The organism is Streptococcus mitis (assembly GCF_965111725.1).
Taxonomy (GTDB): Bacteria; Bacillota; Bacilli; order Lactobacillales; family Streptococcaceae; genus Streptococcus; species Streptococcus mitis_DV.
Genome location: NZ_OZ217341.1, coordinates 1931708 through 1953051, shown reverse-complemented (window position 1 = coordinate 1953051; position 21344 = coordinate 1931708). Strand labels below are relative to the sequence as shown.

Sequence of the window (21344 nt, the reverse complement as noted above, 5' to 3'; positions counted from 1 at the left end):
CATGACAAAACGTTGTTCGTGGGTCAAGATGACCAATCCGCTCTATATCGCCTATCATGATGAGGAGTGGGGCCAGCCCCTCCATGATGACCAAGCATTGTTTGAGTTATTGTGTATGGAAACCTATCAGGCAGGCCTGTCTTGGGAAACGGTACTAAACAAACGCCAGGCTTTCCGAGAAGCCTTTCATGGCTATCAAATTCAAGCAGTCGCAGAGATGACCGACATCGAATTGGAAGCCTTGCTGGAGAATCCAGCCATCATCCGAAATAGAGCCAAGATTTTTGCTACACGCGCTAACGCCCAAGCATTTTTACGACTACAGGAAGAATATGGCTCTTTTGATGCCTATCTTTGGTCTTTTGTTGAGGGGAAAACTATCGTCAATGATGTTCCTGATTATCGCCAAGCCCCAGCTAAAACCGCTTTGTCTGAGAAATTAGCCAAAGATCTCAAAAAAAGAGGTTTCAAGTTCACAGGCCCAGTCGCCGTCTTGTCTTTTCTACAGGCTGCAGGACTAGTTGATGACCACGAGAATGATTGTGAATGGAAAAGCAGGAATTAGTGTGTACAGGTAACTAGCATATCTGAGAATATAGAAAAAAGCTGAGAAATTTTTCCCAGCTTTTTATATATACTATTAGATTTGTTAGAGTGAAGTCAAAAAAGTGATTCCACCTAAAATAACACCAGCTGAATTTGGAATGATTAGTATCCAATCCTTCTTAGGTTCCTTTGTCCATCCATAAATAACCCAGATTAAGCAAGATATAGCAGCTGATAAAGGTTGAAATGGTTGAGCTTTATTTCCCTGTAAATTAGCGATAATTTGAGGTATGTAGGCAATAAATACTATAATTCCAATAAAGGCACCAATAGAACCTACGATTCGATTAATTTTTTGTTTTGTCATATACACCTCCTTCAAAAGGATATCATAGAAATTAGCGAAATGCAATAAATTCAGATACAAATTGTAACGAAAACGAATACAAAAGCACAAAAATAGAGAAACTATTTATTTTTTGTTATAGTCAAAGCGAATGACTTGTTCCTGTGCATCTACATGAGCATGGACCCCAAAGGGGATAATGGCTCTTGGAGTTGCGTGGCCGACATTCAGATTATAGAGAATCGGGATATTGCTGTCAATAATATCCAATAGTGCCTCTTTATAGTCGTCATAGAAAGTTTCATCCATAGGTTTTCCGACCAGGAGTCCACTGATGGCCTCGAATATACCAGTGTTCTTTAAAGTCCGCAACATCTTTTTGAAGTCTTCCGGCTCAGGCTTTTCTTCGCTTGTCTCTAGCAAGAGGATCTTTCCTTCCCAGTCTGACAAGTCAGGGAAAAGTTTGTATTCTTGGCAGAGCTCCGTGCTGTCTGCGTATCGAGAGTTGTCAAAGATATCGTAGAGGGATTCGAGGCAACCACCGAGGATTTTTCCCTCGAATTGGGCATTTCCTTGCAACAGCTCAAAACCAGTATTTGCATGACTGATACGAGGTGTTCCCAGAGCCTTGGGACTAAAATCAGTTCGTTCCTCATACCAAACATTGCTAGGGCGGATTTCTGAGATTCTTCCTGTCTCAATCAATTCTTTGAAGTAGTGAAGGCTATAGGTCAGCATTTCTTTATCTAATTCACAAATGTCTGCTAAGAAGGATTGACCATAAAAAGTCTTGATTCCTAGTTTATGCAACATGAGATGGTTCATGGTTGTATCCGAGAAGCCAAGAAAAATCTTTTGTTTGATAACTTTCTGGAGTTGGTTATTTTCAAAAAGGTAGGGCAACAAACGATAGGTATCGTCTCCACCGATGGCGCATAGGATTATGTCGATGCTATCATCAGAAAAGGCATGAATCAAATCCTCCGCACGCGCTTCAGGATGGTCCTTGATAAAGTCTAATCCTTTTTGCGAATGAGGCAAAAAGATAGGATTGAGTCCCAGGTCCTTGAGACGTTGGACACCCAAGTCCACTTCGTGTTTGACAAAGTCCTCTCCGATAATGCCACTAGATAAACTAACAATACCAATAGTAGAAATCATATTTTATCCTCCTAGAAATAGATTGAGCCTATTTTATCACAAAAGATAAGAGAAAGCTATGTGGGATGTCAGAAGAATACTTTAAAATCAAAAAAGAGTCGTGAAAAAGCAACCGCACCTGCAGTTGCTTTTATCATTCTTCTTAATAGCGTGTTGGTCCTGCACTTGCGCTGCGGATGTTCAAGCGTTTCTTTAGATAGAAGCGAAGGGCTAGGAGGGCTGCTCCAATAATAGCTAGTGGCAATGGAGCCAGTACTGGGTTAAGGCTAGCTGGTAGGAAACTTGTTGCAAAGAAGACAAGCAACCAAAGGAACATAGAAGCTAGGATAACTAGTACAGATTTCCAGAAAGGTGGGCGTTGACTGCGGTCCATATCTGGTCCATAGTATTGGTAAACAAAGTAGTACATCAAGTAGAAGGCAAATCCACCAACCAGTCCAACTAATAGAAGAGTAACCAATCCATAGCCGAAAGCTTGATCTGCCGCAAAGAAGGTTGTGAGTGCGCTGACGAGGGCAAAGAGGCTAGTGATGAAAAGGGCTGAGTCCATAATCATGAGTTTTGGATCATCATTTTCCTTTGGATGCTCTTTGTCATATTGTTCCTTGACAGTGAAACTATGAGCCCAGTGGGTCGGTGCGCCATAGAGGGAACGAGCAGTCGTACCCTTGACTTGCTCCTCAAGGATTTGGGGAATAACTTCCTCAAAAATAGCCTTGATTTCAGCGTCTGTTTTTCCATCTTTGATGAATTGTTGGGTAGCGATGTGGACAAATTCTTGGTTTTTCTTTGTTAATTTTTGTAAATCAATCTGAGACATAGGAACTCCTCTTAGAACCATTTTTTATGGATGAGATAGAGAGTGAGCGAGACACTCATAGCAAAGGCGATAAAGACGATTAACCAAAAAGCATTTGGCTCACCGTTTAGGGGGATTTCATTATCCTTAAAGTTCATCCCGTAGGCAGAAAAGACCATGGTAGGGATGGACATGACGATGGTCACAAGTGCCAAGGTTTTCATGATGTTGTTCTGGTTGTTAGAAATGATAGAGGCAAAGGTCTCTGTCATAGAGTGCAAGACGTTTCCATAAATGTCTGCCATCTCGATGGCCTGTTGGGTTTCAATCAGGGTGTCTTCAAGCAGGTCTTCGTCCTCAAGGTATTTCTTGATATTGCTGGTTGAGCTGGTCAATTTCTTGATCACGCGCTCATTTGTTTTGAGGGAGGCCTTGAAATAGACGATGGTTTTTTCCAATTCCATGAGCTCAATCAATTCTTCATTACGAGTTGATTGATGCAGTTGACTTTCGATTTGCTCACTCTTACGGTCGATTGAACGAAGGGCTGTTAGGTAAAGTTCTGCATTGCGATAGAGAATCTGGAAGATAAAACGCGAACGCATGAAAGTGTAGAAATTACGCAATCGACGGTTGATAAAGACATCGAGGACAGGTAGTGGTTCCAAACACGTAGTGATAATGGTTTCCTCAGTGATGATAATACCAAGCGGGATGGTCACGTAGTAGGTGCGGTTATTTCTTTCCTCTGTGACCGGCACGTCAACGATAATCAGGGTATACTCGTCTTCAATGGTAATACGAGACATTTCTTCCGCATCGAGCGGTGCTCGAAGGTCGGCGATATCAATATCGAAGGCGTTAGCGATTTCCAGTGATTCATTTTGAGTCGGATTAACGAGATTGATCCAAGTACCCGGTTCAAGCGTATCGATCTCTTTAAATTCAGTTGTTGTAGAGAGAAAAACTTGTTTCATATCCCTTATCCTTTCTCATTTTTCAGATTTTTTCACACCGTACTATTATACTACAAATTCAGTCTTTTGGGTAATAGAATCTCACTTTTTTTGGTATAATGGTAAGCAATAATGGACTAGAAAGAACAAAGATGCAAGATAAAATTGTCATTCATGGGGCGCGTGCCCATAATTTAAAAAATATTGATGTGGAGATTCCACGAGACAAGCTAGTTGTTGTGACAGGCTTGTCAGGTTCAGGGAAATCCAGTTTGGCCTTTGATACCCTCTATGCGGAGGGACAACGTCGCTATGTGGAGAGTTTGTCAGCCTATGCTCGCCAGTTCTTGGGAAACATGGAGAAGCCTGATGTAGATGCCATTGATGGTCTCAGTCCAGCTATTTCTATCGACCAGAAAACGACTAGTAAAAATCCTCGCTCGACGGTGGGAACCACGACGGAAATCAATGACTATCTGCGTCTCCTCTACGCGCGTGTGGGGACGCCTTACTGTATCAACGGTCATGGAGCTATTAAAGCTTCTTCTGTGGAGCAAATTGTGGATAAGGTTTTGGAGTTACCTGAACGCCAGCGCTTGCAGATCTTGGCCCCTGTCATCCGCAAGAAAAAAGGTCAACATAAGAGTGTTATCGAGAAGGTTCAGAAAGATGGGTATGTTCGTGTCCGTGTGGATGGGGAAGTCTATGATGTGACCGAAGTGCCAGAATTGTCAAAGAGCAAGCAACACAATATCGATGTCGTGGTTGACCGTATCGTTATCAAGGAGGGCATTCGTAGTCGTCTCTTTGATTCCATTGAGGCTGCCCTTCGTATCGCTGAAGGCTATGTCATTATCGACACCATGGACGATTCTGAGTTGCTCTTCTCTGAGCATTATGCCTGTCCAGTTTGTGGTTTTACCGTACCAGAGTTAGAGCCTCGTCTCTTCTCCTTCAATGCTCCTTTTGGTTCTTGTAGTGAGTGTGACGGTTTGGGCATCAAGCTGGAGGTGGATACTGATTTGGTAGCACCAGATGCCAGCAAAACCTTACGTGAGGGAGCCTTAGCACCTTGGAATCCTATCTCATCCAACTACTATCCAAATATGCTAGAGCAGGCCATGACGGCCTTTGGAGTGGCTATGGATAAGCCTTTTGAGGACCTGTCAGAAGAAGACAAGAACTTGATTCTCTACGGATCGGATGGCAAGGAATTCCATTTCCACTATGAGAATGAATTTGGTGGCGTGCGCGATATCGATATTCCTTTTGAGGGAGTTGTCAATAATATCAAGCGTCGCTATCACGAGACAAACAGCGACTACACCCGCACCCAGATGCGTCTTTACATGAATGAGCTGACCTGCGGAACTTGTCACGGCTATCGTCTCAATGACCAGGCCTTGTCTGTCCGTGTGGGTGGCCAGCAAGGACCACATATCGGAGAAATCTCAGATCTGTCTATCGCAGACCACTTGGACTTGGTGAGCCAGCTAACCTTGTCTGAAAATGAATCTATTATTGCTCGGCCTATTCTCAAGGAAATCAAGGACCGTTTGACCTTCCTTAATAACGTGGGTCTTAACTATCTGACCCTGTCTCGTTCGGCAGGAACCCTTTCAGGTGGTGAGAGCCAGCGTATTCGTTTGGCAACCCAGATTGGTTCCAACCTATCTGGCGTCCTTTATATCCTAGATGAGCCGTCAATCGGTCTTCATCAGAGGGACAATGATCGTCTGATTGCCAGTCTCAAAAAGATGCGTGATTTGGGTAATACTCTCATAGTAGTGGAACATGACGAAGATACCATGCGTGAGGCTGATTATCTGATTGACGTTGGTCCCGGTGCCGGTGTTTTTGGTGGGGAGATTGTTGCCGCAGGTACGCCCAAACAGGTGGCTCGCAACAGCAAGTCTATCACAGGCCAGTACTTGTCAGGAAAACGTGCCATTCCAGTACCAACAGAGCGCCGTGCCGGAAATGGTCGTTTTATCGAGGTGACAGGAGCGTGTGAAAACAACTTGCAAAATGTCACCGCTCGCTTCCCACTAGGAAAATTCATCGCAGTGACAGGTGTGTCGGGCTCAGGGAAATCGACCCTCATCAACAGCATCCTCAAAAAGGCCATTGCCCAAAAACTCAGCCGCAATTCAGACAAACCTGGTAAGTTTAAGACCATCACAGGGATTGAGCATGTAGACCGCTTGATTGATATTGACCAGAGCCCTATCGGACGAACGCCAAGGTCTAACCCGGCTACCTATACGGGAGTTTTTGACGATATACGTGACCTCTTTGCTCAGACAAATGAAGCCAAGATTCGTGGTTACAAAAAGGGGCGTTTCAGTTTCAACGTCAAGGGTGGTCGTTGTGAAGCCTGCTCAGGTGATGGGATTATCAAGATTGAGATGCACTTCTTGCCAGATGTTTACGTGGCTTGTGAAGTTTGCCATGGAACCCGCTACAACAGTGAGACCCTAGAAGTTCATTACAAGGAAAAAAATATCTCGCAGGTCTTGGATATGACCGTCAATGATGCGGTGGAGTTCTTCCAACACATTCCAAAGATTCAACGTAAACTTCAGACTATCAAGGATGTGGGACTGGGTTATGTGACATTGGGGCAACCTGCTACCACCCTTTCTGGGGGAGAAGCTCAGCGTATGAAGCTGGCTAGCGAACTCCACAAACGCTCGACAGGAAAATCTTTCTACATTTTGGATGAGCCGACGACAGGGCTTCATACGGAGGATATCGCTCGCTTGCTCAAGGTTTTAGCTCGCTTTGTCGACGATGGCAATACGGTTCTTGTCATTGAGCACAATCTGGATGTCATTAAGACAGCAGACCATATTATTGACTTGGGTCCTGAGGGCGGTGTCGGCGGTGGAACCATCATCGCAACAGGAACTCCAGAAGAAGTAGCGGCCAACGAAGCCAGCTACACAGGACAGTATTTGAAAGGAAAGTTACATCATGAATAAACGTGTACAAGCATTTCTAATGAAAATGCAAGAAAAAGAACTAGATGGCATCATCATCAATAACCTTAAAAACGTCTATTATCTGACTGGTTTTTGGGGTTCAAACGGAACAGTCTTTATCAGCCGTGACCGTCAGGTCTTGGTGACGGATTCTCGCTATATCATTGCAGCCAAGCAAGAAACCAGTGGCTTTGAGATTGTGGCTGACCGTGATGAATTGGCTGTCATTGCAGGAATTGTCAAGGACATGGGCTTGTCTCGAATCGGTTTTGAGGATGAGATTTCGGTCTCTTATTATCACCGTATGCAGGCCGCCTTTGAAGGAATTGACTTGCTTCCACAAACTCAGTTTGTCGAAGGTCTTCGAATGATTAAGGATGAAGCGGAGATTGCAGCTATTCGCAAGGCTTGTTCTATCTCAGACCAAGCTTTCCGCGATGCGCTTGACTTTATCAAACCAGGAAAGACTGAAATTGAGATTGCCAACTTCCTTGACTTCCGCATGCGTGAGTTGGGAGCATCTGGCTTGTCTTTTGACACTATCCTAGCTAGCGGTATCAACTCTTCTAAACCCCATGCCCATCCAATGCACAAACCAGTGGAGCTAGGAGAAGCTATTACCATGGACTTCGGTTGCCTTTATGACCACTATGTCAGTGATATGACACGGACTATCTATCTGGGGCATATCAGCGACGAGCAAGCAGAGATTTACAATACAGTTCTAAAAGCCAACCAAGCCTTGATTGACCAGGCTAAGGCAGGATTAGGTTTCCGTGACTTTGACAAAATTCCTCGTGATATTATCATCGAGGCAGGCTATGGCGACTACTTTACTCACGGTATTGGACACGGTATTGGACTGGATATCCATGAAGAGCCTTACTTTAGCCAAACTTCTACAGAAACTATTAAGGCAGGTATGGCCTTAACCGATGAACCAGGTATCTATATCGAAGGCAAATATGGCGTTCGTATCGAGGATGATATTCTGATTACAGAGACAGGTTGTGAATTATTGACCCTAGCTCCAAAAGAGTTGATAGTTATTTAAGAGTTAAACAACTCAAATGATTGACTTTTAAATTTTAAAGGTTTATACTGAAAGACGAAAACGGTAGGTGAGGCTACCATAGGGATACGGATGACTACCGCAAAGCAGTGGAGACACTACTCGTTGGTCAACAGTCCTGGTCGCGAAGGCCAAGACTAAGCTCATTACATTGCCCTATGGAGTTAAAGCTTGAACGAAAAACAGATAATTAGTTTTTTAATCCTGCCATTTTATGGTGGGATTTTCTACTGTTTAAATCAAAGAAAGGAGATAGACGATGCAAATTGACGATCATCCGGAACCGCACATACACAGCCAATCGCTGATTTGTGTCGTTCTGCCCTTATAAAGTGATTGGTCTCTGTGTATGAAACACATCATTCATACAGATAGGAGAAACCAATGAAAACTACAAAAGAAAGATTAGCAACAGCTATTCATACATCTTTAAACGAAACTCTATCTTTTTATAAGACAAGTCTAACAGGCTTGACTGAGGAGCAGGTGGAGAAAAATCGTGACCTATATGGCGAAAATACCATCACAAAGGGTCAAGAAGACAGTATCCTCAAAAAGATTTACGAATCCATTATCAATCCTTTTACGATCATCTTACTGGTCATCGCCGTGATTTCCTTGGTGACCAATGTCTGGTTGGCAAAACCAGGTCAAGAGGATCCGACGACTTCTATTATCATCGTTGTCCTAGTCCTCATTTCTGGTGGCATACGCTTTGTCCAAGAACTCCGTAGTGATAAGGCTGCGACCAATCTATCAAAAATGATTGTCAACACAGCGACTGTCATTCGTCAAGGAGAAATTCAAGAAGTACCTATCGATGATTTGGTAGTGGGTGACGTGGTTAAATTAAGCGCTGGAGACATGATTCCAGCAGATCTTCTTTTATTTGAGTCGCGCGATTTCTTTGTACAACAGTCGGGCTTGACAGGTGAAAGTGAATCGGTTGAAAAATTGGCCTTGACCAAGGCAACAGTTCAACAATCTGATAGTCTGCTAGAAGCAGAAGCGCTCTCCTTTATGGGAACCAATGTCTTGTCTGGTAGTGCCAAGGCCGTGGTTTTAGCAGTTGGTGATGATACCATGATGGGGGCCATTGAGCAGACTTTGAACACCTATGATGAGCCTACTTCGTTTGAACGGGAGATGAATAGTATTTCGTGGCTCTTGATTCGTTTGATGCTGGTCATGGTGCCCATTGTTTTCTTATCCAATGGTTTAACAGATGGTGACTGGCTGGAAGCTGGCGTATTTGCTTTGAGTGTTGGTGTTGGATTGACACCTGAGATGCTTCCTATGATTATCACGGCCAGTCTAGCAAAAGGCTCCATCATTATGGCCAAGGAAAAAGTGGTTATCAAGAAACTCAATGCCATACAGGACTTAGGGGCGATTGATATTTTGTGTACAGATAAGACAGGAACTCTAACCCAAGACGAAATTGTCCTTGAATATCCCTTGGACATCCACGGACGCTTGGATTTGACCGTCTTGAGACGAGCTTATCTCAATTCTTATTTTCAAACGGGCTTGAAAAATTTGATGGACAGAGCCATCATCAAACGGACTGAAAAGGAAGCCAAAGAACACCCCCTCTTGCAAAATCTGGCTCAAACTTTTCAAAAAATAGATGAGCTTCCCTTTGATTTTGAACGTAGACGGATGAGTGTTATCGTTAAGGATGAACACGAAGTTGTTAGTTTGGTAACCAAGGGTGCCTTAGAGGAAATGTTGACGATTTCCAGTTATGCGGAATACCAAGGAGTGATTACTCCCTTGACAGATGTTATTAGAGACGAAATTTTAGCAGAAGTCAGACAACTAAATCAACAAGGTTTGCGTGTCTTGGGGGTTGCCTATAAGTCAGGTTTGAGGGAAGGTCATGCCTATACAGTTGATGATGAAGGGGATATGATTCTAACTGGTTATTTAGCCTTTCTAGATCCTCCTAAACCATCTGCAGCACCAGCAATTAAGGCTCTGTTAGAACATGGAGTTCAAACAAAGATTTTGACGGGAGACAACGAAAAAGTTACCCAAGCAGTTTGTGAAAAGGTTGGTTTGGATATCAATCAGATGCTGTTGGGGTCCGAAATTGATCAGATGAGTGATCAAGAATTGGCTCAAGCCGTGGAGGAGGTAACAGTCTTTGCCAAACTTTCTCCTGACCAAAAAGCAAGGATTATTTTGCAATTTAAGGCTAATGGTCATGCTGTAGGCTATATGGGGGATGGAATCAATGACGCTCCTTCTATGAAAGTTGCAGATGTGGGGATTTCTGTTGATACAGCAGTAGATATTGCTAAAGAAACAGCTGATGTTATCCTACTTGATAAGGATCTCATGGTGCTGGAAAAAGGACTTGTTGAAGGTCGTAAGGTCTATGCCAATATGACTAAATATATCAAAATGACAGTGAGTTCTAATTTTGGAAATATCTTATCCCTATTGGTCTCTGGAATCTTTTTGCCATTTTTACCAATGGCACCAGTCCATTTGATTATCCTAAATCTAGTCTATGATTTGTCTTGTATTGCCTTGCCTTTTGACAAGGTGGATAAAGATTTTTTGAGAAATCCGCATACTTGGGAAGCCAAGTCTATCACACGTTTCATGATTTGGATGGGACCTATCTCTTCTGCCTTTGATATTTTGACCTTCATTTTGCTTTATTTTATCATTGTACCCATGACAACAGGTCAAACCTATGTCCATGGATCAGAGTCTGCCGTAGGATTTATTGTCTTGTTTCAGACAGGTTGGTTTATCGAGTCCATGTGGTCACAGACCATGGTTATCCATATGTTGCGTTCAGCCAAAATTCCCTTTTTGCAAAGTCGTCCAGCTTGGCTAGTCCTTGTGACAACCTTATTGGCTGCAGCCTTTGTGACCTTCCTTCCCTACAGTCCACTCGCAATCCTACTTCATCTAACTCCTTTAAAACCGATTTATTTCATCTTTTTACTTTTCATCATTATTTTGTATATGATTAGCGTGACAATTGTGAAAAAAATCTATATCAAGAAATATCAAGAATGGCTGTAAATTTCATTTTGTCAAGAAAAAAGTACGAAAATGACGAAAAAAGTCAAAAAAATTTAAAAATAGGTCGCAAGTCGGATGTTTTTTATGGTATAATAGACTAAACTGATAGTAACATGTAGCGAAAGGGGTAGGTACATGATTAAAATTTATACAGTCTCAAGTTGTACTAGCTGTAAAAAAGCAAAAACCTGGCTCAATGCCCACCAGTTAAGTTATAAAGAACAAAACCTTGGTAAAGAAGGAATTACGAGAGAAGAATTACTGGATATTCTAACCAAAACAGATAACGGAATAGCCAGCATTGTTTCATCTAAAAATCGCTATGCCAAAGCCCTTGGAGTGGATATTGAAGATTTGAGCGTCAATGAAGTCCTCAATCTGATTATGGAAACACCGAGAATTTTAAAGAGCCCAATCCTTGTAGATGAAAAACGCCTGCAAGTTGGCTATAAGGAAGATGATATTCGTGCCTTCCTACCACGCTCTGTCCGTAATGTAGAAAATGCAGAAGCACGTTTGCGTGCAGCTCTATAAACATCAAGGCTGGGAGCAATTCCCAGTCTTATTCTATTTTAATTTCAAAAAGAAAGAAGAAAGAAATGAAAAAAATTGTTCTTGTTAGTCTAGCTTTCCTTTTTGTCCTGGTTGGTTGTGGACAGAAAAAAGAAACTGGACCAGCTACAAAAACAGAAAAGGATACGCTTCAGTCGGCATTGCCAGTTATTGAAAATGCTGAGAAGAATACAGTTGTAACCAAGACTTTGGTTTTGCCGAAATCAGATGATGGTAGCCAGCAAACCCAAACCATTACTTACAAGGACAAGACTTTTTTGAACCTAACCATCCAACAAAAACGTCCAGTCTCAGATGAGTTGAAGACCTATATTGACCAACATGGAGTGGAAGAAACTCAGAAAGCTCTTCTTGAGGCGGAGGAGAAGGATGAGGCTATCATAGCAGCTCGTAAATTAGCAGGCTTTAAGCTTGAAACAAAACTATTGAGTGCAACGGAACTTCAAACAACGACTAGTTTTGATTTTCAAGTTCTGGATGTCAAGAAGGCTTCCCAGTTGGAATATTTGAAGAATATTGGCTTGGAAAATCTTTTGAAAAATGAACCAAGCAAATATATTTCAGACAGATTGGCAAATGGTGCGACAGAACAATAGAAAATCCAAATAAATAGACTGCCTGAATTGTAGAACGTAAGGAATTATGCTATAATGGTACTATTCTAAGGAAAGAGGGTGTTAGAATGGGATTTACTGAAGAAACAGTACGTTTTAAATTGGACGATTCCAATAAAAAAGAAATTAGCGAAACTTTGACTGATGTCTATGCTTCGTTGAACGATAAGGGCTACAACCCAATTAACCAAATTGTAGGTTACGTATTGAGTGGAGACCCTGCCTACGTTCCTCGTTATAATAATGCACGAAATCAAATCCGTAAGTATGAGCGTGATGAAATCGTTGAGGAATTGGTCCGCTACTACCTTAAAGGACAAGGAGTCGATCTATAACCTATGAGAATTATGGGATTGGACGTCGGTTCAAAAACGGTAGGAGTGGCTATTAGCGACCCGCTCGGTTTTACAGCTCAAGGGCTTGAAATCATCCAAATCAATGAGGAGCAAGGCCAATTTGGTTTTGACCGCGTTAAGGAGTTGGTTGATACTTATAAGGTTGAACGATTTGTAGTGGGTTTGCCTAAAAACATGAACAATACAAGCGGACCGCGCGTGGAAGCTAGTCAAGCATACGGAGCAAAGCTAGAAGAGCTTTTTGGTTTACCAGTAGACTATCAAGATGAACGCTTGACAACAGTGGCTGCTGAGCGCATGTTGATTGAACAAGCAGATATCAGTCGCAATAAGCGTAAGAAAGTCATTGATAAGTTAGCAGCTCAGCTGATTTTACAAAATTATTTAGATAGAAAATTTTAATATAAAGGAGAGGCTATGTCACACGATCATAACCACGACCACGAAGAACGTGAACTAATCACACTAGTAGATGAGCAAGGAAATGAAACCTTGTTTGAAATCCTTTTGACGATTGATGGAAAAGAAGAATTTGGTAAAAACTATGTTCTTCTAGTACCAGTTAACGCAGAAGAAGACGAAGACGGACAAGTTGAAATCCAAGCTTACTCATTCATCGAAAACGAAGATGGAACAGAAGGCGAATTGCAACCAATCCCAGAAGACTCAGAAGACGAATGGAACATGATTGAAGAAGTCTTCAATAGTTTTATGGAGGAGTAAAAATGTTCAGTGAACATTTTTACCCCAGTTCCTTTAAATAAGAGAGAACTGGTAAGTCTGGGAGACTGTATCACCCTAACTCCTAGAAATTGGGAAGAGTTGGAACATCCAGTGGATGTTTTTAGCCCAGTTCCTTTAAATAAGAGAGAGCTGGAAAATCTGGGAGACTGTATCACTCCAACTCCTAGAAATTGGAAGAGTTGGAACGTCCGGGGGATGTTTTTAGCCCAGCTCTTTGAAATAAAGAAGAGTTGGAACATCCAGTGGATGTTTTTAGCCCAAGTTAATATTCATAGTTGCTAGTTATTAGCTAACCAGGTAAGAGGTCGGGACGAAAATCCTGGCCTCGTTTTTTGTTATCTACGGAATTTTGCTAGATAATTGATTGGACTTTTGTCAAGGAGATGTGTATGTTTGAAGTAGAAGAATGGCTTCATAGTCGGATTGGTTTGAATTTTCGATCAGGCTTGAGCCGAATGCAAGAAGCGGTGGATTTGTTAGGAAATCCTGAGCAGTCTTACCCTATTATCCACGTAACAGGGACTAATGGGAAAGGATCTACCATTGCTTTCATGAGGGAGTTATTTATGGGACATGGCAAAAAAGTTGCGACCTTTACCTCCCCTCATATCGTCTCTATCAATGATCGAATCTGCATTAACGGGCAACCTATAGCTGATGCAGACTTCATCCGTTTGGCTAATCAGGTCAAGGAGATGGAGAAAACGCTTCTGCAAACTCATGACCAGTTGTCCTTTTTTGAATTGCTGACCTTGATTGCTTTTCTTTATTTTAGAGAGCAAGAGGTGGATTTGGTTTTGTTAGAAGTGGGAATTGGCGGCTTACTTGACACGACTAATGTGGTAACTGGAGAGATTGCTGTCATCACCTCCATCGGACTTGACCATCAGGAGACTCTGGGTGACAGTATAGCAGCAATTGCAGAGCAGAAAGCTGGTATTTTTAAGGCTGGTAAAAAGGCAGTGATTGCTAAGTTGCCTTCAGAAGCTAGGCTTGTCTGTCAGAAAAAAGCAGACTCTTTAGCTGTTACCCTTTATCAGGCAGGCCAGGAATTTTCAATGCTGAATAGTGATTTTTCAAGTTCTTTGGGAACTTTTTCGCAGTTGAAAATAGGATTGGAAGGAGCTTATCAGCAGGAAAATGCGGCTTTAGCATTGCAAACTTTTCTTCTCTTTATGAGGGAAGAAAAGGAAATTGTTGATGAGCAGGTTGTAAGACAGGCTTTGGAGAAGACCTATTGGGCTGGTCGCTTGGAGCGTATTCGTCCGCAGATATACTTGGACGGTGCCCATAACCTCCCTGCCTTGACTCGCTTGGTTGAGTTTATCAAAGAAAAAGAGCAGGAAGGCTATCGACCTCAAATCCTCTTTGGAGCCTTGAAACGTAAGGATTATCAAGGAATGTTGGGTTACCTGACTGAGAATTTACCTCAAGTGGAACTCAAGGTGACTGGTTTTGACTATCAAGGTTCTCTGGATGAGACAGATGTAACAGGTTACCATGTAATTCCCTCTTACAGAGAATTTATCAGCAGTTTCGAAGAAAGAGCAGATGCTCAGGATTTGTTGTTCGTTACAGGATCTCTCTATTTTATCTCAGAAGTACGGGGCTATCTACTGGGGCATGAGCAGATAAATTGACCTCTTCTTTTGTCTTTGTTATACTAGATGAATTGCTGGCTAAGGAAAATCTATTTTTCTAGCATGGCAAGAGAAAGGACATTTATTATGACATTCAAAACAGCAGCACTTTCTATTGTTTCTTTAGCGAGTGTATCTTTGCTAGTTGCTTGTTCCCAAAGAACACAACCAGTTCAACAGCCTGTGGCTCAGCAGCAGGTCCAACAGCCTGCTCAACAGAATACCAATACTGCAAATGCAGGAAGTAATCAAAATCAAGCGGCTCCAGTACAGAACCAACCTGTTGCTCAACCGACTGATATTGATGGGACTTATACAGGCCAAGATGACGGAGACCGTATCACTTTAGTGGTAACTGGAACGACTGGTACATGGACTGAGCTCGAATCTGACGGGGATCAGAAAGTCAAACAGGTCACATTTGATGCAGCAAATCAACGCATGATTATTGGCGATGATGTCAAAATTTACACTGTAAACGGTAATCAAATCGTCGTAGACGATATGGATAGAGACCCATCGGACCAAATCGTTTTAACTAAATAAGACTATGCAAGTAGAAAGGGCTGGATTTTTCAGCCTTTTTACTTTTACCTAGAAAATAATCATAAATACTTGCCTTCTACCGAATACCTGAGTTATACTAGTATCAATTACTTGTTTTTAGCATTCATACTCTTCGAAAATCAAATTCAAACCGCGTCAACGTCGCCTTGCCGTATATATGTTACTGACTTCGTCAGTTCTATCTACAACCTCAAAGCAGTGCTTTGAGCAGCCTGCGGCTAGTTTCCTAGTTTGCTCTTTGATTTTCATTGAGTATCAAAATATCAAGGAGGGGATATGAAATATAGAAAATTTCAATTATTGATGTCCAAGTATGGCTTTAGTCTTTCGATTATGCTACTTGAACTTTGTCTGGTTTTTGGTCTCTTTCTTTATTTAGGACGCATGGCTCCCATTTTATGGATTACTGTCCTCATTCTACTGAGTATCATCACAATCATTTCGATAGTCAACCGTAATACGACTCCTGAGAATAAGGTAACCTGGTTGTTAGTAGCCTTTGTACCAGTATTTGGGCCCCTGCTCTATCTGATGTTTGGTGAAAGGCGATTGTCCAAAAAAGAAATCAAACAACTGAAGAAGCTAGGCTCCATGCATTTCCAAGAAGCAAATAGCCAGCTACTAAAAGAGGAATTAAAAGAAAGTGACAAGGCAGCTTATGGCGTCATCAAGTCCTTGTTGAGTATGGATACCAATGCTGACATCTATGATCAAACTGCTTCTACATTTTTTCCTAACGGAGAGGCTATGTGGAAAAAGATGGTAGAAGATCTCAAGAAAGCTGAGAAATTTATCTTCTTGGAATATTATATTATAGAAGAAGGTTTGATGTGGAATCGTATTTTAGAAATCTTGGAGCAAAAAGTCGCTCAAGGCATTGAAGTTAAACTGCTCTATGACGATATTGGCTGTATGGCTACTTTAACAGGAGATTATGCACATCGACTTCGTCAGCTGGGCATCGAGGCCCATAAATTCAATAAAGTTATTCCTCGTTTGACAGTAGCCTATAATAACAGAGATCATAGAAAAATATTGATTGTTGATGGTCAGATAGCTTATACAGGAGGCATTAACTTAGCCGATGAGTACATTAACCATGTCGAGAGATTTGGTTATTGGAAGGATAGTGGAATTCGCTTGGACGGACTAGCAGTAAAAGCCCTGACACGCTTGTTTTTAACCACTTGGTACATCAATCGAGGAGAGATTAGTGATTTTGATCAATATCATTTAGAAAATCATTCTATCCCAAGTGACGGTTTAACCATTCCATACGGGAGTGGACCCAAGCCAATTTTTCGAACGCAGGTAGGAAAAAAAGTTTATCAGAGTTTGATCAATCAAGCAACGGAATCGGTCTATATTACGACACCTTATTTGATCATAGACTATGATTTAACAGAGACAATCAAAAATGCTGCTATGAGAGGGGTCGATGTTCGAATTATCACCCCTTACATACCAGATAAGAAGTTCATTCAGTTAGTCACAAGAGGGGCTTATCCAGACCTTCTTTCTGCTGGTGTTCGAATTTATGAGTATAGTCCAGGTTTTATTCATAGTAAGCAGATGTTGGTAGACGAAGATTTTGCGGTGGTGGGGACAATCAATCTCGACTACCGAAGCTTGGTACACCATTATGAAAATGCAGTCTTACTCTATAAAACTCCTTCTATAATGGAAATTGCCCGAGATTTTCAAAATATATTTGCAGATTCTCAGGAAGTCTATCCTCATTCTATCAAAACGAGCTGGTATCAAAAACTTGTAAAAGAAATTGCCCAGCTATTCGCCCCAATCTTATAAGAAATCTAGGACTTAGGAAATGACCGAGTCCTCTTTTTCTTGCTTTTTACGAATAGAAAGATATAGGGAGGGACGATGCTGACTCAGAAAGAATTGGATTATATCATGTCATTTAAACAGACACAGTTACACCGCTTTCGGGAAATTGAAACCTTTGTGAAACTATGCAAAAAATCACTCAAACAGCCATCGCAAGCTGACAATCCTAGGACTTTTTGATATACTAAGACAGATAAATTGAATAGGAGAAACGATATGAGTGTGTATGGTAGAGTAGAAGAAGTTCATCAGGAGAATCATGAACCTCTAGAATACCAAATCGAACAAGAATCGCATCATCGTGAATCAAGTCGTCTTCCTTTAGTAAAAATTTTACTATGGAGTACGCTTGTAACGGGGATAACTCTAGGAGTACCGCTATTACTCGATTTAATGAATGCACAGGAAGTGCAGGATTTTTATACAGGTTGGGCCCTTCATCAGACAGGGAAGATTTACAGCGACTATTATGGAAGTCAAGGTTTGCTTTATTATTTGCTGACTTACGTGACTCAGGGCGGATTTTTCTTTGCCATCTTTGAGTGGTTAGCCTTGGTAGCAGGAGGATTTTTCCTTTTTAGATCAGCGGACACCTTGACAGAGCAAGGAGACCAAGCTGGACAAGTAGTGACTATTTTTTACATGCTAGTTACAGGTCTTGCTTTTGGTGGAGGTTATGCGACTCTTTTAGCGCTTCCTTTCTTATTCGCGGCCTTTAGTTTAGTTGCGGCTTATCTAAGCAATCCAAGCCATGATAAGGGATTTGTACGGATTGGGCTAGCTTTGGCGGGAGGATTTTTCTTTGCCCCCTTGGCATCGCTTCTGTTTATTGCTGTAGTGAGTTTAGGCTTGTTGGTCTTTAACCTTGGGCATAGACGCTTTGCGCATGGGTTTTATCAGTTTCTTGCGGTGGCTTTAGGTTTTTCACTTGTCTTTTATCCAACTGCCTACTATAGTGTTGCAACAGGAAGTTTTGGGGATGCCATTAGTGGTATTCGTTATCCTATTGACAGTATTCGCTTTGATTTCACTTCTAAAATTTTAGAGAATATGGCTTTTTATGGCTTGTTGTCCCTTGGTTTGGGATTTGTGGTCTGTATCTTTTTAGGTCTCTTTCAATCCAAACCCTCTAAACTATACGTCATTTCGGTTCCTGCAAGTCTTGTGACAATTTTAGGTTTGATTTTGCTTTTCTTTTCACAAGAGCCTCTGCACGCTTCTTATTTGATGGTCGTCTTCCCTGTTTTCCTACTTTTATTGGTAACCAATATTAAGAGTCAACAGAGGGGGCGTAGTGTTAGACGAAGACGAAGAGAAACGCCAGTTAGCCTATGGAGTCGTTTCTTCAAAGGAAATCTATATCTGCCAGTTTTAGGGCTTGTCTATCTTTTGTCTGTTCCTTTTTTGATGAGGTTTGTCCTTTATCCGGTACCTTATCAAGAACGTAATCGTCTTGCTGATTTGGTAAAAGAGGAGACAAATACGGAAGATGCTATCTATGCATGGGATGATGCTGCGACTCTTTATCGTAAGAGTGAGCGCTTGTCGCCATCGGCGATTTTGTCTCCGATGCACTATACAGCAACTGAGGAAAATCGGAATAAGTTACTTAATGACTTGAAAGAAAAACAACCCAAGGTGATTGTGGTAAATGACAAGGTGCCAGTCTGGTCTGAAGTAGAAACAATCTTGAAAGAAAATTACCAACAAGTAAAGACGGATTACTCAGAGTTTAAAGTCTATAAAATCAAATAACCAAATCAATATCTTGTGTATTTTTAAAAATTTTATGATTTTTACCACAAGATATTGATTTTTCTTTTTAAAGTGGTATAATACTTTTTAGAAAGAACATTTTAGAAAAGAGCATGCATATGATTGCACTAGAAGAAAAAATTACAATTTTGCCAACTCTCTTCGTCGAGAAACGAGATGGGAGACGTGTTGTATTTGATGTGGACAAGATTGACAAGGCTCTCCACAAGGCGGCAGACAAGGTTATGGATGTGACACCCTTGGTCGAAAAACGCCTCAATGCTCTGACTGAGCGAATTGTCACAGAAATTCATAGTCGCTTTCCAAAGGGAGTTAAGATTTATGAAATTCAAAATATCGTAGAACATGAACTCCTTGAAGCCAAAGAATATGCGCTAGCTGAGGAGTATATTACTTATCGGACACAGAGGGATTTTGAGCGCTCAAAAGCGACGGATATCAACTTTAGTATCCATAAACTTCTCAACAAAGACCAGGCAGTTGTCAATGAAAATGCTAATAAAGACAGTGATGTCTTTAATACCCAGCGTGATTTGACAGCAGGGATTGTTGGGAAATCAATCGGACTGCAAATGCTTCCTAAGCACGTAGCCAATGCCCACCAAAAGGGGGATATCCACTATCACGATTTGGATTATAGCCCCTATACACCTATGACCAACTGCTGTTTGATTGATTTCAAGGGGATGTTGGAAAATGGTTTTAAGATTGGAAATGCAGAGGTAGAAAGTCCCAAGTCTATCCAGACTGCGACAGCTCAGATTTCGCAAATCATCGCCAACGTTGCTTCTAGCCAGTATGGAGGCTGTTCAGCTGACCGTATCGATGAAGTTTTGGCGCCTTATGCAGAGAAGAATTACCAAAAACACCTCAAAGATGCGGAAGAATGGGTCTTACCTGAAAAACGGGAAGATTACGCTTGGAAGAAAACCCAAAAAGACATCTACGATGCTATGCAATCCCTTGAGTATGAAATCAATACTCTCTTCACTTCAAATGGACAAACACCTTTTACTTCGCTAGGTTTTGGTATGGGAACCAGTCGTTTTGAACGAGAAATTCAAAAAGCTATTTTAAACATTCGTATCAATGGGCTCGGTTCAGAACACCGCACAGCTATCTTCCCTAAACTTATTTTCACTCTGAAAAGAGGCCTTAATTTAGAGGAAGGGACAACCAACTACGACATCAAGCAGTTGGCTCTTGAGTGTGCAACAAAACGGATGTATCCGGATGTTTTGTCCTATGATAAGATTGTTGACTTGACAGGTTCCTTCAAGGTACCTATGGGCTGTCGTTCTTTCCTCCAAGGATGGAAAGACGAGAATGGTGTAGAAGTCAATTCGGGTCGGATGAATTTAGGTGTTGTGACGGTCAACCTTCCTCGTATTGCCCTCGAGTCTGAGGGAGACATGAATAAGTTCTGGGAAATCTTCAACGAGCGGATGAATATCGCTGAAGATGCTCTGGTTTACCGTGTTGAACGTACTAAAGAGGCGACACCAGCCAATGCTCCTATCCTTTATCAATACGGTGCTTTTGGCCATCGTCTAGGTAAAGAAGAAAGTATTGACCAGCTCTTTAAGAATCGTCGAGCGACCGTTTCGCTGGGCTATATCGGTTTGTACGAGGTAGCGACAGTTTTCTTTGGAAATAGCTGGGAACACAATCCAGAAGCCAAGGAATTCACGCTAGACATCATTCGCGATATGAAACGCCGGGTAGAAGAGTGGTCTGACCAATATGGCTACCATTTCTCTATCTACTCAACACCATCTGAAAGTCTGACAGACCGTTTCTGCCGACTAGATACAGAGAAGTTTGGTTCTATTCTTGATATTACAGACAAGGAATACTACACCAATTCTTTCCACTACGATGTTCGTAAAAATCCAACACCGTTTGAAAAATTGGACTTTGAGAAAGTCTATCCAGAAGCAGGTGCGTCAGGTGGTTTCATCCATTATTGTGAGTATCCAGTCCTCCAGCAAAATCCTAAAGCCTTGGAAGCTGTCTGGGATTATGCTTATGATCGTGTGGGATATTTGGGGACCAATACTCCAATTGACCGTTGCTACAAGTGTGACTTTGAAGGGGATTTTGAACCAACTGAGAGAGGATTTGCTTGCCCTAACTGTGGCAATAGCGACCCTAAAACAGTAGACGTTGTTAAACGAACTTGTGGCTATCTAGGGAATCCTCAAGCGCGTCCGATGGTTAATGGACGTCACAAGGAAATCGCTGCGCGTGTCAAACATATGAATGGTTCAACGATTAAAATAGCTGGCCATCAAGTAACAAATTAGAAAGAAATGAA

General features: G+C 41.7%; 18 protein-coding genes and 1 riboswitch. Of the genes, 14 read left to right on the top strand and 4 right to left on the bottom strand.

From position 1 onward, the window contains the following. Position 1 precedes the first annotated feature (1 nt). Positions 2 to 565 carry a DNA-3-methyladenine glycosylase I gene (locus ACLV7Q_RS09475; RefSeq protein ID WP_218757274.1) on the top strand — a complete coding sequence of 188 codons (564 nt, stop codon included), beginning with the start codon at positions 2 to 4 and terminating at the stop codon, positions 563 to 565. 84 nt (positions 566 to 649) lie between these two features. Here the strand turns inward: ACLV7Q_RS09475 and ACLV7Q_RS09470 are convergent, their stop codons facing one another. The 4 genes from ACLV7Q_RS09470 to ACLV7Q_RS09455 form a co-directional block, all read right to left on the bottom strand. Then, the gene (locus tag ACLV7Q_RS09470) at positions 650 to 913 is read right to left on the bottom strand and encodes a SemiSWEET family transporter (RefSeq protein WP_000166114.1); all 264 of its coding nucleotides are present in this window, start codon (positions 911 to 913) and stop codon (positions 650 to 652) included. A gap of 105 nt (positions 914 to 1018) precedes the next feature. Next, positions 1019 to 2053 (bottom strand): S66 family peptidase, encoded by a 1035-nt coding sequence (locus ACLV7Q_RS09465; RefSeq protein WP_173253824.1) that lies wholly within the window; start codon positions 2051 to 2053, stop codon positions 1019 to 1021. A 142-nt stretch (positions 2054 to 2195) separates the two neighbouring features. Next, complete coding sequence (locus ACLV7Q_RS09460; RefSeq protein WP_218757275.1) at positions 2196 to 2873, bottom strand: DUF1129 domain-containing protein; 678 nt, start codon at positions 2871 to 2873, stop codon at positions 2196 to 2198. Between the two features lie 11 nt (positions 2874 to 2884). Further along, positions 2885 to 3829, bottom strand: coding sequence for a magnesium transporter CorA family protein (locus ACLV7Q_RS09455; RefSeq protein WP_000815623.1), 945 nt, complete (start codon positions 3827 to 3829; stop codon positions 2885 to 2887). 131 nt (positions 3830 to 3960) lie between these two features. Between ACLV7Q_RS09455 and uvrA the strand changes: the two genes are divergently transcribed. From uvrA to nrdD, 13 genes are all read left to right on the top strand, one after another. After that, a complete protein-coding gene (uvrA, locus tag ACLV7Q_RS09450) occupies positions 3961 to 6792 on the top strand; it encodes an excinuclease ABC subunit UvrA (RefSeq protein ID WP_218757276.1) in 2832 nt (943 codons plus the stop codon). Further along, positions 6785 to 7846 (top strand): M24 family metallopeptidase, encoded by a 1062-nt coding sequence (locus tag ACLV7Q_RS09445; protein ID WP_218757277.1) that lies wholly within the window; start codon positions 6785 to 6787, stop codon positions 7844 to 7846. Before uvrA ends, ACLV7Q_RS09445 begins: the two co-directional genes overlap by 8 nt. A gap of 57 nt (positions 7847 to 7903) precedes the next feature. Continuing rightward, positions 7904 to 8054: riboswitch (M-box (ykoK) riboswitch) on the top strand. A 194-nt stretch (positions 8055 to 8248) separates the two neighbouring features. Next, positions 8249 to 10909, top strand: coding sequence for a magnesium-translocating P-type ATPase (gene mgtA, locus ACLV7Q_RS09440; protein WP_218757278.1), 2661 nt, complete (start codon positions 8249 to 8251; stop codon positions 10907 to 10909). Positions 10910 to 11044: 135 nt separating this feature from the next. Beyond that, positions 11045 to 11443, top strand: a complete 399-nt coding sequence (gene spx / locus ACLV7Q_RS09435; protein WP_000591165.1) for a transcriptional regulator Spx — start codon at positions 11045 to 11047, stop codon at positions 11441 to 11443. 65 nt (positions 11444 to 11508) lie between these two features. After that, positions 11509 to 12078 carry an SP0191 family lipoprotein gene (locus tag ACLV7Q_RS09430; RefSeq protein WP_218757279.1) on the top strand — a complete coding sequence of 190 codons (570 nt, stop codon included), beginning with the start codon at positions 11509 to 11511 and terminating at the stop codon, positions 12076 to 12078. Between the two features lie 86 nt (positions 12079 to 12164). After that, entirely contained in the window at positions 12165 to 12431 is a 267-nt protein-coding gene (locus ACLV7Q_RS09425) for an IreB family regulatory phosphoprotein (protein WP_000507059.1), read from the top strand. Positions 12432 to 12434: 3 nt separating this feature from the next. Continuing rightward, positions 12435 to 12854: a Holliday junction resolvase RuvX gene (gene ruvX / locus ACLV7Q_RS09420; protein ID WP_004239076.1), complete on the top strand. Its 420-nt coding sequence runs from the start codon at positions 12435 to 12437 to the stop codon at positions 12852 to 12854. Between the two features lie 15 nt (positions 12855 to 12869). After that, positions 12870 to 13175 (top strand): DUF1292 domain-containing protein, encoded by a 306-nt coding sequence (locus ACLV7Q_RS09415; RefSeq protein ID WP_000017620.1) that lies wholly within the window; start codon positions 12870 to 12872, stop codon positions 13173 to 13175. 410 nt (positions 13176 to 13585) lie between these two features. Continuing rightward, a complete protein-coding gene (locus ACLV7Q_RS09410) occupies positions 13586 to 14836 on the top strand; it encodes a folylpolyglutamate synthase/dihydrofolate synthase family protein (RefSeq protein WP_218757280.1) in 1251 nt (416 codons plus the stop codon). An 87-nt stretch (positions 14837 to 14923) separates the two neighbouring features. Continuing rightward, entirely contained in the window at positions 14924 to 15382 is a 459-nt protein-coding gene (locus ACLV7Q_RS09405; protein ID WP_054367913.1) for an SP_0198 family lipoprotein, read from the top strand. Positions 15383 to 15679: 297 nt separating this feature from the next. Next, positions 15680 to 17212 carry a cardiolipin synthase gene (gene cls, locus ACLV7Q_RS09400; RefSeq protein WP_218757281.1) on the top strand — a complete coding sequence of 511 codons (1533 nt, stop codon included), beginning with the start codon at positions 15680 to 15682 and terminating at the stop codon, positions 17210 to 17212. Between the two features lie 255 nt (positions 17213 to 17467). Beyond that, the gene (locus tag ACLV7Q_RS09395) at positions 17468 to 19006 is read left to right on the top strand and encodes a damage-inducible protein CinA (protein WP_218757282.1); all 1539 of its coding nucleotides are present in this window, start codon (positions 17468 to 17470) and stop codon (positions 19004 to 19006) included. Positions 19007 to 19125: 119 nt separating this feature from the next. Continuing rightward, a complete protein-coding gene (nrdD, locus tag ACLV7Q_RS09390) occupies positions 19126 to 21333 on the top strand; it encodes an anaerobic ribonucleoside-triphosphate reductase (RefSeq protein ID WP_218757283.1) in 2208 nt (735 codons plus the stop codon). Positions 21334 to 21344 lie beyond the last annotated feature (11 nt).